The following is a 13,193-nucleotide window of genomic DNA, read 5'->3' on the forward strand; positions in this document are numbered from 1 at the left end:
GGGTCGTGGCGGTGCGGCGCGGCCCGTCGCTCAGCGCTGCACAGCCAAGTGGCCACTGTGACCAACAGGCAGCCGTACGCCCAACCGGCGACGGGCTCGCCGCACCGCCACGCCCCCGACCCACCCACGACGGAACCGCGCCCCCACACCAGGCCCCGTACCGACCACCGCCCCGCACCAACCACCTCCCCACACCGGCCAACGGAGCCCCACACCCCACCCCGGGGCCCCCGCCGCCGAGGCCGGCTACCGCCGACGCCCCTCCCCCAGACCACCCGAACGGGCGGGGCCGTTGGGCAGAGAAATGGCCCCGCCCAAACGGACGGGGCCACTCATCGGCGCACGTCAGCGACGCGCAACGCCCTCAGCCCGAGCCGCCGCGGCGACAGCCGCCGTGACCGCCGGGGCCACCCGCTCGTCGAAGGGCGACGGGATGACGTAGTCCGCGGCGAGGTCGTCACCGACGACCCCGGCCAGCGCCTCGGCCGCCGCGATCTTCATGCCCTCGGTGATCCGGGACGCCCGCACCTGCAGCGCACCCGCGAAGATGCCCGGGAACGCCAGCACGTTGTTGATCTGGTTCGGGAAGTCCGACCGCCCGGTCGCGACGACCGCCGCGTACTTGTGGGCGACCTCGGGGTGCACCTCGGGGTTCGGGTTGGCCATGGCGAAGACGAACGCGCCCTCCGCCATCGAGGCCACCGCCGCCTCCGGGACCGTACCGCCGGAGACGCCGATGAAGACGTCCGCGCCGGACAGCGCGTCCTCCAGCGACCCGGTCAGCCCGGCCTTGTTGGTGAACCCGGCCAGCTCGCGCTTGACGTCGGTCAGGTCCTCGCGGTCCGCCGAGACGATGCCCTTGCGGTCGCTGACCGCGACGTCCCCGATGCCGGCCTCGACCAGCATCCTGGCGATGGCGACACCGGCCGCGCCGGCGCCCGAGATGACGGCCCGCAGGTCCGCGATCGTCCGCCCGCTCAGCCGCGCCGCGTTCCGCAGCGCCGCCAGCGTCACGACCGCCGTACCGTGCTGGTCGTCGTGGAAGACCGGGATGTCGAGCCGCTCCTGGAGCCGGCGCTCGACCTCGAAGCACCGCGGCGCCGAGATGTCCTCCAGGTTCACGCCGCCGAACGAGGGCGCGAGGCGCACCACCGTCTCGACGATCTCGTCCACGTCCGTGCAGGCCAGCGCGATCGGAACCGCGTCCACGCCGCCGAACTGCTTGAAGAGGATCGCTTTGCCTTCCATCACCGGAAGGGACGCCTCGGGGCCGATGTCCCCGAGGCCGAGGACCGCGGTGCCGTCGGTGACGACGGCCACGACGGACGACTTCCACGTGTAGTCGTTCACCAGATCCGGCTGTTCCGCGATCGCGGTGCACACGCGCGCGACGCCGGGTGTGTAGGCGAGGGACAGGTCGTCCTTGTCGCGGACCGGGACGGTGGCCTGCACGGCCATCTTTCCGCCACGGTGCAACGCGAACGCCGGGTCGAACGAGTCGAGGGGCTCCGCACCGCCCTCCTGGCCCGTATGGTCCGTTTCGCCTTCGCTGCGAGGATTGACGATCTCCGCTGCCACTGTGTCTTACCCCTTAGGTCTTCATGGTTTGAGGGTGGCCACTCCTGGTGAGAAGTGGGCGGGCATCGCGCAGGGCCCTGTGGTGATACGTACGGACCGCTGCGCGTCGGGCGCGCCGCACACGCGCCCTGAGCCCCGGATGAGGGGTGTAAAGAACCTTCTTACCGGACGGACGCCACCGACGACGAGTCCATTCCGTGCAAGGTCACATACCTCGTCTTGCAGGACTCCCACAGCCCGCTCACCCGACCGACGGGTCAGTCATATGCCAGTGACATGACTCATGCGCGAAGAACCGGTGAATGTCGGCCAGATCCTTGACACGGACTCAAGTGGGCGTACGGACCGCATTCCGAACGACCACATCGTGAGATGAGCCGAAGATCTTCCGGCCGGAAGGGAGGATTCCCGGAGATGGTGCGGCCCGGTCCGGCCGTGATGTACCGGACTGTGCGGTTCGGGGGTCGCCCGTTATCCGATTTTGACATGCCGGGCCCCCTGAATGGCGTAGTCCGAATGGCAAGATGCCCGTAATCACACGAGGTCGCGACACCCGAAGGTGTGTGTTCTCGTCGACCCATCGGCATCTCCATCCATCCGCCGGAGGCACTCACCATGACCGCACGCTCCATCCGCCGTACCACCGCCGCGCGCACCCGGCTAGCCGCGGTCGGTTCCCTCGCGGTCGCGGGCGCCCTGCTGCTCACCGCCTGTGGTGACCAGACCGAGAGCGGCAAGGACAACGGCTCCTCCCAGGCGTCGGGCAAGGCCAGCACCGCGCCTCTCTTCTCCAAGCTGCCGAAGGAGATCCAGGACAAGGGCGTCATCGAGGTCGGCACGAACGCCGAGTACGCCCCCATGGAGTCCGTCGAGAACGGCAAGATCGTGGGCGTCGACCCCGACATCGCCGCGGAGCTGGGCAAGAAGCTCGGCGTCGAGTTCAAGTTCACCTCCGGCTCCTTCGACACCCTGATCACCGCCGTCAACACCGGCCGCTACGACATCGCGATGTCGTCGATCACGGACAACAAGCAGCGCCAGGAGGGCCTGGACGACAGTGGCAAGAAGCTCGGCGAGGGCGTCGACTTCGTCGACTACTTCACCGCCGGCACGGCCATCTACGTCAAGAAGGGCAACCCCAAGGGCGTCGATTCCATCGACGACCTGTGCGGCCAGACCGCCGCGGTCCAGCGGGGCACGACGTATGAGAAGGCCCTTCAGGACCAGTCCAAGAAGTGCACGGACGGTGGCAAGAAGGCCATCAAGATCGAGTCGTTCGAGAACGACACCGAGGCCCAGACCCGCGTGAAGTCCGGTGGCGCCGTGGCCGGCGTCAACGACTACCCGGTCGCCGTGGACCTGGCCCGCAAGGCCGACGGCGGCAACGCCTTCGAGGTCATCGGCGAGCAGTACGACGCCGGCCCCTTCGGCATCGCCGTCGACAAGAAGAACACCCAGCTGCGTGACGCCCTGAAGGAGGCCGTCGACGCGATCATCAAGGACGGCTCCTACAAGAAGGTGCTGGAGAAGTGGGGCGCCCAGAGCGGCGCGATCGAGGCCGCACAGATCAACGGCGGCAAGTGATCACCCCAGCACCACTGAAGGGCAGTCCCCATGACTGACAAGTTCGACAAGTCCCCCGCGGGCGCGCCACCGGCCGACCGGCCGCCGGTGGCGGAGGACTCGGCGTTCTCCGGCCCGCCGGAGGCCATCAAGGCCATCCCGGTGCGCCACTACGGCCGCTGGGTCAGCGGTGTCGTCGTCCTGGCGCTTCTCGTGCTGCTCGGCCTCGCGTTCGCGCAGGGCGACATCCAGTGGCAGGCGGTGTCGGACAAGCTGTTCGACTCGACCGTGGTCGCGGGTGCCGGCCGCACGCTGCTGATCAGCATCCTGGCGATGGTGCTCGGCGTGGTGCTGGGCATCGTCCTGGCCGTGATGCGGCTGTCGAAGAACCCGGTGACCAGCAGCGTGGCCTGGCTGTACATCTGGTTCTTCCGCGGCACCCCGGTCTACGTGCAGCTGCTGCTGTGGTTCAACCTGGCGCTGATCTTCCCCGTCCTGAACCTCGGTCCGATCTACAAGGACGAGATGACGGACGTCATGACGCCGTTCATGTGCGCCCTGCTCGGTCTCGGTCTGAACGAGGCCGCGTACATGGCCGAGATCTGCCGGGCCGGCCTGCTGGCCGTGGACGAGGGGCAGACGGAGGCGGCCCACGCGCTGGGCATGAGCCACACCAAGACGCTGCGCCGCATCGTCATCCCGCAGGCGATGCGGGTGATCGTGCCGCCGACCGGCAACGAGTTCATCAACATGCTGAAGACCTCGTCGCTGGTGTACGCGGTGACGTACAACGAGCTGCTGCGCTCGACCTCGGTGATCGGTTCCACCTCGTACGCCGTGATGGAGATGCTCTTCGTCGCGTCGATCTGGTACCTGGTGATGACCAGCGTGTTCAGCGTCTTCCAGTACTACCTGGAGCGGTACTACGCGCGTGGCTCCAGCCGGAGTCTGCCGCCGACCGTCTTCCAGAAGATCAAGGCGAACATGCTTTCGCTGGGCAGTGAGAGGGGCAGGCCGTGACCGCGATGGTGAAGGCCGAGGGCGTCCACAAGTCCTTCGGCGCGGTCGAGGTCCTCAAGGGCATCGACCTGGAGGTGAACTCCGGTGAGGTGTTCTGCCTCATCGGCCCGTCCGGCTCCGGCAAGTCGACCTTCCTGCGGTGCATCAACCACCTGGAGAAGATCAACTCCGGCCGCCTGTACGTCGACGGGGAGCTGGTCGGCTACCGCCAGAAGGGCGACAAGCTGTACGAGCTGAAGGACAGCGAGGTCGCGCTGAAGCGCCGGGACATCGGCATGGTGTTCCAGCGGTTCAACCTCTTCCCGCACATGACGGCGGTGGAGAACATCATCGAGGCTCCGGTGCAGGTCAAGGGCGCGAACAGGGCCGAGGCCAAGGAGCTCGCCCTGCAGCTCCTGGAGCGGGTGGGCCTGGCCGACAAGGCCGGGAACTACCCCTCGCAGCTCTCCGGCGGCCAGCAGCAGCGCGTCGCGATCGCCCGGGCGCTGGCCATGGAGCCGAAGCTGATGCTGTTCGACGAGCCGACCTCGGCCCTCGACCCGGAGCTGGTCGGCGACGTCCTCGACGTCATGCGCGACCTGGCCGAGTCGGGCATGACGATGGTCGTCGTCACCCACGAGATGGGCTTCGCCCGGGAGGTCGGCGACAGCCTGGTCTTCATGGACGGTGGCGTGGTCGTCGAGTCCGGCAACCCGCGCGACGTCCTGACCGACCCGCAGCACGAGCGGACGCAGGCGTTCCTGTCCAAGGTGCTGTAGGGCAAGGCCAGCAGGCCGGCAGTACGGCGAGGAGGGGCGGTACGGGTCTCGTACCGCCCCTTCCGTCTGCCCGCACCCGGCCCACGCCGTGGCCCCGTGGCGCTACTTGAGCGCGAGCATCAGCGTGTCCGACGGCGAGGCCCACACGGGGCGGGCCTCGGAGAAGCCCTGCTCGCGCAGTACGCGCGCGTGCCAGGCGGGCGAGGGCATGTCACCGTCGGCGTGCTCGCCGTAGATCTCGAAGCGGCGGGCGGTGGGCCCGGCGAGGACGGGGTCGGCGGCGGCCAGCCGCCACCACTCGGTCCAGCCGACGGCGCCGACCGCCTTGGCCTGATCCATGCGGGCGTGGCGCTGTGCGCGCTCGGCCGCGTTGATCCGGGGCGTGCTCTCGTCGATCATGTGGTCCGCGTTCATGAAGACACCGCCGTCGCGGACGAGTCCCGCGACCCGACCGTAGAGGGCCGCGAGGGGTTCACTGTGCAGCCAGTGCAGGGCCGTGGCGGTCAGGACGGCGTCGTAGGAGTCGTACGGCAGCCGCGCCGGCCAGTCCGGGTCCTTGAGGTCGGCGGTCACCAGGGTGACGCGGTCGTCGCCCGCGAAGGTGCCCCCGGCGATGGCGAGGAGCGCCGGATCGAGGTCGACGCCGGTGCTGGTGGCCTCGGGGAACCTGCGCAGCAGCCGGGCGGTGATGCTGCCGGTGCCGCAGGCGAGGTCGAGGACGCGCGGCGCGGTGCCGACGAGGGCCTCGACCATGTCGAGCATGATCCGGAAGCGTTCCTCCCGGTCGGGCAGGTACCACTCCTGCTGCCGGTCCCAGCTCTCCTGCCAGGCCTGCCAGTCGGTGCCGGTGTCGGTGCCCGTACCGGTGGTCATGGGACCCCCCTCTTCCGTCGCCCGTTCTTCAACCGTCTGCGTAATACCCTGGAAGTGCGACCGTCTGTTACCCGACCGCCCTCACGACCATAGAGCTCCTCCGTAAGGACTACAAGTGGAACTGGCCTATTACTCGGACTACGCCGTACGCCTCGTCAACAGCGAGGAACCGGCCCGGGGCAAGGACGCGCTGACCTCGGTCGAGGCCGTCCGGGACCTGTTCGGCGTGAACCAGTCGGCGGCCCGGCGCGCCACCGACGCGGACGTCACCCGGTTCCGCTCCGTACGGGCCCGCCTGCGCGCGGTCTTCGAGGCGGCCGACAGCGGCGACGAGACCCTCGCCGTGGACCTGCTGAACTCCCTGCTGCTGGAGTTCCCGGTCAGCCCGCAGATCTCCGGCCACGACTTCCGCGACGACGACGGCCGCCCGCTGTGGCACATGCACCTGGCCGACCACCCGTCGAACGCGACCGCGGGCTACGCGGCCATCGCCGCGATGGGCCTGGCCTTCCACCTGACCGAGTACGGCGTGGACCGCCTGGGTCTGTGCGAGGCCGCCCCGTGCCGCAACGCCTACCTGGACACCTCCACCAACCGCTCCCGGCGCTACTGCTCCGACCGCTGCGCCACCCGCGCCAACGTGGCCGCCTACCGCGCCCGCAAGCGCCTGGAGGCCGACCGGTCGGCCAGCACCGGCCTGGCCGCCGACAGTGCCCAGCGCAGCACCGCCAGCGGCGAGCGCTGATCGCGCCCGAGCGGCCGGTAGCGGAACCGCACCGTGCCGAGGATCAGTTCGTCGGGCACGGCCCCGTAGTCGGTGCTGTCGCCGCCCGCGTACGCGTTGTCCCCGAGCACCCACCAGCCGCCCTCGCGGCGCTCGGCGGCCCGCTTGACGACGAGCAGGTCCTGCTGGAAGGGATGCCGCAGCACGACGACGTCACCGGGCCTGACCCGGCCGCCGTACCGCACCACCAGCTGGTCCCCGTGGTGCAGCGTGGGCACCATGGACGGTCCGGTCACCTCGGCCAGTCCGAAGGGCGCGGACGCCCTCCCTCGCTCGGTCTCCCGCGACAGCTCCGGCATCCCCGGCACCTCCCCTGGTCCGTTCCTCCACCAGTCCCAGTCTGACCCCGGACTTTTGTCCTAAGCCCATGGGGGCACTCGCGAAAACCCGTATGGCAGGGAGTAATGTCCCACCTGAGAAGACGATCACGAGGAAGGAACGCTCCATGCTTTCCCGCCTGTTTGCCCCCAAGGTCAAGGTCAGCGCGCACTGCGACCTGCCCTGCGGTGTGTACGACCCGGCCCAGGCCCGCATCGAGGCGGAGTCGGTGAAGGCCGTGCAGGAGAAGATGGCCGCCAACGACGACCCGCACTTCCAGACGCGCGCCACCGTCATCAAGGAGCAGCGCGCCGAGCTCGCGAAGCACCACGTCTCCGTGCTGTGGAGCGACTACTTCAAGCCCCCGCACTTCGAGAAGTACCCGCAGCTGCACCAGCTGGTCAACGACACCCTGAAGGCCCTGTCGGCCGCCAAGGCGTCGACCGACCCGCAGACCGGCGAAAAGGCCCTGCAGCTGATCGCCGAGATCGACAAGATCTTCTGGGAGACCAAGAAGGCCTGACACCACCCAGGCCGTTCCCGCGACCGGCGGTCGGTGCACCACCGCGGGGAGAGGGACCACGCTGAAGGGCCCGGTCGACACCACGACCGGGCCCTTCGGCGTTCCCGGGGCGTCGGCGGACGTTCCCGGCCGCCGGGGTGCCGATCGCCGGCAGACCAGCAGCGCCGCCCGGCAGGTCACCCTCGAAGGCCCCCTCGCGGGCGAGGTGACCGGCGGCGAGGCACCGAGGCTGTCCACCCGGCTTGTCCCGGGTGCCCCCCGGCGCGGGTGCGCGCGGCTCGGCCCCCTCTACGATCGCCCCCATGAGCATCCGCATCCGCTGGACGTACGCCTTCGTCGACCGGCCCGCCGAACACTTCGAGCGGGCCGGCGCGTTCTGGACCGCCGTCACGGACACGTGTCTGTCCGCGCCGCGGGGCGGGAAGAGCGAGTTCGTCACGCTGCTGCCGGAGGGCGCCGACCCCTGTGTGAAGGCCCAGGCGATCACCGAGGGCGAGGGAGGGGCGCATCTCGACTTCTGTGTCGACGACGTGCCCGGGTTCGTACGGGCCGCGCTGGGCCTCGGAGCGGAGACGGCCGCGCAGCACGACGGCTGGACCGTCCTGCGCTCCCCCGCCGGGCAGTTGTTCTGCGCGGTCCCCTGGCAGGGTGAGTCGGTACGCCCGCCCGTGGTGTCCGGCAGCCGTCTGGACCAGGTCTGTGTGGACATCCCGCCGTCCGCGTACGACACCGAAGTCGCCTTCTGGAGCGGTCTGTTGCCGGACTGGACGTCCCGGCCGGGCTCCCTGCCCGAGTTCCACTCGGTGGCGCCGCCGCCCGGGCTGCCGATCCGCGTCCTCCTCCAGCGGCTGGACGACGAGCGTCCCCCCTCGGCCCACCTCGACCTGGCCTGCGGCCCGGACATCGACGCCGTGCGCGCCCGGCACGAGCGGCTCGGCGCGGCGCTGATCGCCGCCCACTCCCACTGGTCGGTGCTGCGCGACCCGGCGGGCGGCCTGTACTGCCTCACCGCACGGGACCCCGAGACCGGAGGGCTGCCCCGGCCCACGGCCGCCCCGTAGGGCCTGCACGCCAGGGTCGGGTCCGCCGGGTGCCGACACCGCTCGTGATCACTACACCTGCCGGCTCTCCGCGTACGCGCGGAGGACCCGCGTGCCGTCCGGGATCTCGTCCGGCGGGCACGGGTTACTCGTCGTCCGCCTCCACCCCCACAAGCGGCGCGGGCGGGTCGCTCCCCTGCCGGCCACGCGGCTCGGGAGGCCTCGCGGCAACCAGCAGCCACAGGGCGGCACCGCCGCCGCCTGTACGGCAGCCGCCACCAGCCGGCCGACCACAACCCACCGTCACCCGCGGCGGCGGTGCCCGCCCGCCTCGGTCATGTCCACCCCTCCCCGTTCGGCCATCGGGGCCACGCCGGCCCCCGGCCGTGGGTCACGAGGTCGGGGTGGCAGGGGTTCCGGCCTCTTCTTCCGCCGGCCCGGGACGGTCGTGCTGCTCGGGGGCGGCGTGCTGCTCCGCGTGGCCGTGCCGCTCGGAGCCGGGCTCGGCGTACGCCTCGCAATCGGGGTTGTGGCACGGGCCCGCGACCCAGCGCGGAACCCAGGCGCCCAGGGTCTTGTGGCGTCGGACGACGGTATCTACGGGCTGCCCGCAGGCGGGACAGACGTGGTGTTCCCTGTCCATGTCACCAGGGTAGGCCCGTCACCGCTTGCGTGCGTAGACGCGTACCAGCACTCCGTTGGAGAACGTGCGCACCGACTCCAGCTCGAAGTCGGACACGGAGAACCCGGTGCCGCCGAACATCGGCATGCCGGAGCCGTAGACCTGCGGGTACGTCTTGATGACGAGTTCGTCGATCTCGTCGAGCAGCTCACCCGCGATCCGTGAGCCGCCGCACAGCCAGATGCCGAGCCCGCCGTCCTCGGCCTTCAGCTCGCGGACCCGGGCGACGAGGTCGCCGTCGATCACCTCGACGTTCGGGTCGGGTGAGGCGCCGAGGGTGCGGGAGGCGACGAACTCGCGCAGATGGGAGTACGGGCTGGCGATGCCGGCGTCGAGGCCCAGCTGGTAGCTGCCGCGGCCCTGGATCACGGTGTCGAAGCGCAGGTTCTCCGCGTCCTCGATGCCCAGCTGCTCGCGGCCGGGGACGGCGATGGTCTCGGGATACGTCGAGGCGAGGTAGCCGACGTACTCCTCGTCCAGGAAGGCGAACATCGAGGAGGCGTCGCCGTCGGGGTCGCCGATGAAGCCGTCGATGGAGCAGGCGACGAAGTAGGTGAGCTTTCGCAAGCCGGTCTCTTTCCCTAGGCTGATCTCTGAACCACTCCAGTTGTAGTACTTCACTTGTAGTGGTTGCAAGGTGTTTTCCGGAATCCCCCGGAAGCGGAGGCAGAGGGAAGAGAGGAGTCCGCATGGCCGGCAACCCGGAACGGCGCGCGGCCCTGGTGGACGCCGGGGTCGAGGTGCTCGCGCGGGAGGGGGCTCGGGGGCTGACCTTCCGCGCGGTGGACGCGGCGGCGAAGGTGCCGGTGGGCACCGCGTCGAACTACTTCACCGGGCGCGACGACCTGCTCCGCCAGATCGACGCCCGCCTGCACACGCGCCTCGCCCCCGACCCGCAGGCGCTCGCCGAACTGATGCAACGGCCGAAGGACCGCTCGCTCGTCACGGCCCTCATGCGGGACCTGATGGCCCGCGCGGTCCGCGACCGCACCGGACACCTCGCCCTGCTGGAGATGCGCCTGGAGGCCACCCGCCGCCCCGGCCTGCGCGCCTCCTACACCCGGTCGGTGCGTGCGGAGCTGGAGTACGGCATGCGGTTCCACCGCGAGGCCGGTCTGCCCGGCGGCGACGAGACCGTCGTCGTCCTCTACCTCGCCATGCTGGGTCTGATCCTGGAACACCTGACCCTGCCCGGCGTCCTGGACGGCGCCCTGCCGGACGCGACCGTGCCGGAGGGGCTGGTGGAACGGATCGTGGCGACGGTGGTGCCGCGGGAGTGAGCCCGCGGACACGCCGACGCGGGTCCCGCACACCGTGGGGCTGTGCGGGACCCGCCGGGCCGGGGCCCCCGGTGACCGTGCGGAGTCAGGAGCCGCACGGTCCCGGGGACCCCGGGGTCTTCAGAGCACCGTCACGTGGTGCGCCGGGTCACGAACTCCGCCAGGGACAGCAGGGCGCCCGCCGACGCGGGGTCCGGGATCGCCCGGGCCAGTTCGGACATCGCCCGGGCCATGTGGTCGGCCGCCTGCTCCTGCGCCCACGCGCGCCCGCCGGCCCGCTCGACGGCGAGCGTCGTGCGCTCCAGGTCCGCCCGGTCGTACGGGACGGCGTACAGCTCGGCCAGCTCCGCGGCGGCCGGGGTGCCGGAGGCGAGCGCGGCGACCACCGGCAGGGACTTCTTGCGGGCGGCCAGGTCCGCGCCGGCCGGTTTGCCGGTGTGCCGCGGGTCGCCCCATATGCCGATCACGTCGTCGATGAGCTGGAAGGCGAGCCCGGCCTCCCGGCCGAACGCGTCCAGCGCCTCGACGTCCTCCTCCGGCGCCCCGGCGTACAGCGCGCCGACGGCGCAGGCGCAGCCGAGCAGCGCGCCCGTCTTGGCCTCGGCCATGGCGAGCACCTCGTCGAGCGCGACGTCGGCGGGCCCGCGCTTCTCCAGGGCCGTGTCCGCCTGCTGCCCGGCGCACAGCTCGACCACGCAGGCCGCGAGGCGGGCGGCGGCCGCCGCGGACGCCGGGTGCGGGTCCTCGGCCAGCAGTCCGAGGGCCAGCGCCTGGAGGGCGTCCCCGGTGAGGATGGCGTCGGCGTCGCCGAACACGGTCCAGGCGGTGGGGCGGTGCCGTCGGGTGGTGTCCCGGTCCATCACGTCGTCGTGCAGCAGCGTGAAGTTGTGGACCAGTTCCACCGCCGCGGCGGCCCGCACGGCCGCCGTGCGGGCCGTCTGCCCGCCGAGGGCGGCGGCCGCGGCGAGCACCAGCGCCGGACGGATCGCCTTGCCGCCACTGCCCGCGGCCCTGGTGCCGTCGGCCTGCTCCCAGCCGAAGTGGTGGAGCGCGATCCGGCGCAGCGAGCCGGGCAGCGAACCGAGGGCCGCCCCCAGGACGGGGTCGACCGACACCCGGGCAGCCTCCAGGATCGCTGCCGCCTCCGGCCCGTCGGACGCTCCCGTCCCGCCGTCGCCCTGGCGTGCGACGGGCCCCCGCCCGCGCGAGTGCGGCCTGGTCTCCGTCACGAAGTCGGTCATCGAGACTCCCTCGCAGGGTCCGCGGACGGTGACGGACGCGCTGTCACCCGGCGGGTACGCCCTGGGTGTACCCGCCCCGGCGAGCGGGGACACGGCGTCCGCACGGGCGAGGTCACTGCCAGCGGCCGATCTCGACGTTCTCCAGGACGCCCAGCGCGTCCGGGACCAGCACGGCAGCCGAGTAGTAGGCCGTGACCAGGTACTTGATGATGGCCTGTTCGTTGATGCCCATGAACCGCACGGACAGGCTCGGCTCGATCTCGTCCGGGATGCCGGACTGGCGCAGGCCGATGACGCCCTGGTCCTGCTCGCCGAGACGCATCGCGATGATCGAGCTGGTCCGGGCCTCGGTGACCGGGATCTTGTTGCACGGGTAGATCGGCACCCCGCGCCAGGTGGGGATCCGGTTGCCGCCGACGTCGATCGTCTCCGGGACGAGCCCCCGCTTGTTCAGCTCACGGCCGAACGCGGCGATCGCGCGCGGGTGGGCGAGGAAGAGCTTGGTGCCGCGGCGCCTGCTGAGCAGTTCGTCCATGTCGTCCGGGCTGGGCACACCGTCGTGCGGCTGGATCCGCTGGTCGTACTCGCAGTTGTGGAGGAGTCCGAAGTCGCGGTTGTTGACCAGCTCGTGCTCCTGGCGCTCCTTCAGCGCCTCGACCGTGAGCCGCAGCTGCTGCTCGGTCTGGTTCATCGGCTGGTTGTACAGGTCGGCCACGCGCGTGTGGATGCGCAGCACGGTCTGGGCGATGCTCAGTTCGTACTCGCGCGGCCGGGCGTCGTAGTCCACGAACGTGTGCGGGATGTCCGGCTCGCCGGAGTGACCCGCGGCGAGGTCGACGGCCTTCTCGCCGTACTTGTTGGTGCGCTGCCGGGGGATCGCGCGCTGCTGGCGGACATGCTCGCGCAGGGAGTCGGTGCGCTCCGCGACCTGCTCGAAGTCCTGGCGGGACAGGATCAGTACCGTGCTGGCCGTGTGGGCGCGCGCGGTGTACTCCCAGATGGCGTCGCCGTCGAGCAGCGCCTGGTCGCCGAAGTAGGCGCCGTCGGCGAGGACCCCGAGGACCTGGTCGTCCCCGTAGGGGCCGGTGCCGACCTTCTCGACCCTGCCGTGCGCCAGCAGGTAGACCTCGTCGTTGCGGCCGCCGAAGGAGGCGATGACCTGGCCCGGGACGTACTCCTGCTGCCGGCAGCGGGAAGCCAGCTCCGAGAGCACCTCTTCGTCCTCGTACGAGCGCAGCGCCGGCAGTTCGCCGAGTTCGCCGGGGATGACCTCGACGCGGTCACCGGTCTTGACGAATGTGATCCGGCCGTCGCCGACCGCGTACGTCAGGCGCCGGTTCACCCGGTACGTGCCGCCCTGCACGTCCACCCAGGGCAGCGTCCGCAGCAGCCAGCGGGAGCTGATCTCCTGCATCTGCGGTACGGACTTGGTCGTGGTGGCCAGGTTCCGCGCGGCCACGGTGCCGAGGCTCTGCTGCGGCTTGCCCTGCTCGGCGCGGACCTCTTCGCCTAACGACATAGAGAAATGCCCTC

The 13,193-nt window shown here is 71.0% G+C and carries 14 protein-coding genes; 7 read left to right on the plus strand and 7 right to left on the minus strand.

Annotation, left to right across the window (positions count from 1 at the left end):
- Positions 1-345: 345 nt before the first annotated feature.
- Entirely contained in the window at positions 346-1,578 is a 1,233-nt protein-coding gene (locus tag ACF1A1_RS13910) for an NADP-dependent malic enzyme (RefSeq protein ID WP_391999712.1), read from the minus strand.
- Positions 1,579-2,193: 615 nt separating this feature from the next.
- On the opposite strand from ACF1A1_RS13910, the gene ACF1A1_RS13915 reads away from it, so the two are divergent.
- Genes ACF1A1_RS13915 through ACF1A1_RS13925 form a run of 3 tightly spaced genes read left to right on the plus strand, consistent with a single transcriptional unit; the run spans position 2,194 to position 4,919 of the window.
- Positions 2,194-3,162, plus strand: a complete 969-nt coding sequence (locus tag ACF1A1_RS13915) for an ABC transporter substrate-binding protein (protein ID WP_391999713.1) — start codon at positions 2,194-2,196, stop codon at positions 3,160-3,162.
- Between the two features lie 30 nt (positions 3,163-3,192).
- A complete protein-coding gene (locus ACF1A1_RS13920; protein WP_391999715.1) occupies positions 3,193-4,161 on the plus strand; it encodes an amino acid ABC transporter permease in 969 nt (322 codons plus the stop codon).
- On the plus strand, positions 4,158-4,919 hold the full coding sequence (locus ACF1A1_RS13925; RefSeq protein ID WP_391999716.1) for an amino acid ABC transporter ATP-binding protein: 762 nt from the start codon (positions 4,158-4,160) through the stop codon (positions 4,917-4,919). The genes ACF1A1_RS13920 and ACF1A1_RS13925 overlap by 4 nt, the downstream gene beginning before the upstream one ends.
- 102 nt (positions 4,920-5,021) lie before the next feature.
- On the opposite strand, the gene ACF1A1_RS13930 is transcribed toward ACF1A1_RS13925, so the two are convergent.
- Positions 5,022-5,792: a class I SAM-dependent methyltransferase gene (locus tag ACF1A1_RS13930; protein WP_391999718.1), complete on the minus strand. Its 771-nt coding sequence runs from the start codon at positions 5,790-5,792 to the stop codon at positions 5,022-5,024.
- A 115-nt stretch (positions 5,793-5,907) separates the two neighbouring features.
- On the opposite strand from ACF1A1_RS13930, the gene ACF1A1_RS13935 reads away from it, so the two are divergent.
- Positions 5,908-6,537, plus strand: a complete 630-nt coding sequence (locus tag ACF1A1_RS13935) for a CGNR zinc finger domain-containing protein (protein ID WP_391999720.1) — start codon at positions 5,908-5,910, stop codon at positions 6,535-6,537.
- On the opposite strand, the gene sodX is transcribed toward ACF1A1_RS13935, so the two are convergent.
- A complete protein-coding gene (gene sodX, locus ACF1A1_RS13940) occupies positions 6,441-6,875 on the minus strand; it encodes a nickel-type superoxide dismutase maturation protease (protein WP_391999722.1) in 435 nt (144 codons plus the stop codon). The two genes, ACF1A1_RS13935 and sodX, sit on opposite strands and share 97 nt — an antisense overlap.
- Before the next feature lie 146 nt (positions 6,876-7,021).
- On the opposite strand from sodX, the gene sodN reads away from it, so the two are divergent.
- Together sodN and ACF1A1_RS13950 are read left to right on the plus strand one after the other, a co-directional pair.
- Complete coding sequence (gene sodN, locus ACF1A1_RS13945) at positions 7,022-7,417, plus strand: superoxide dismutase, Ni (protein ID WP_391999724.1); 396 nt, start codon at positions 7,022-7,024, stop codon at positions 7,415-7,417.
- Positions 7,418-7,725: 308 nt separating this feature from the next.
- Complete coding sequence (locus ACF1A1_RS13950; protein WP_392000185.1) at positions 7,726-8,478, plus strand: VOC family protein; 753 nt, start codon at positions 7,726-7,728, stop codon at positions 8,476-8,478.
- Between the two features lie 370 nt (positions 8,479-8,848).
- Here the strand turns inward: ACF1A1_RS13950 and ACF1A1_RS13955 are convergent, their stop codons facing one another.
- A complete protein-coding gene (locus tag ACF1A1_RS13955; protein ID WP_391999726.1) occupies positions 8,849-9,100 on the minus strand; it encodes a hypothetical protein in 252 nt (83 codons plus the stop codon).
- Positions 9,101-9,118: 18 nt separating this feature from the next.
- A complete protein-coding gene (locus tag ACF1A1_RS13960) occupies positions 9,119-9,706 on the minus strand; it encodes a dihydrofolate reductase family protein (protein ID WP_391999728.1) in 588 nt (195 codons plus the stop codon).
- 122 nt (positions 9,707-9,828) lie between these two features.
- Between ACF1A1_RS13960 and ACF1A1_RS13965 the strand changes: the two genes are divergently transcribed.
- Positions 9,829-10,419, plus strand: a complete 591-nt coding sequence (locus tag ACF1A1_RS13965) for a TetR/AcrR family transcriptional regulator (protein WP_391999729.1) — start codon at positions 9,829-9,831, stop codon at positions 10,417-10,419.
- 131 nt (positions 10,420-10,550) lie between these two features.
- Here ACF1A1_RS13965 and ACF1A1_RS13970 read toward each other — a convergent pair whose 3' ends face one another.
- Positions 10,551-11,660, minus strand: coding sequence for a family 2 encapsulin nanocompartment cargo protein polyprenyl transferase (locus tag ACF1A1_RS13970; protein ID WP_391999731.1), 1,110 nt, complete (start codon positions 11,658-11,660; stop codon positions 10,551-10,553).
- A gap of 112 nt (positions 11,661-11,772) precedes the next feature.
- Positions 11,773-13,179 carry a family 2B encapsulin nanocompartment shell protein gene (locus ACF1A1_RS13975; RefSeq protein WP_391999733.1) on the minus strand — a complete coding sequence of 469 codons (1,407 nt, stop codon included), beginning with the start codon at positions 13,177-13,179 and terminating at the stop codon, positions 11,773-11,775.
- Positions 13,180-13,193: the final 14 nt, after the last annotated feature.

Origin of the sequence: Streptomyces sp. NPDC014995 (assembly GCF_043080745.1) — a bacterium.
GTDB lineage: Bacteria > Actinomycetota > Actinomycetes > Streptomycetales > Streptomycetaceae > Streptomyces.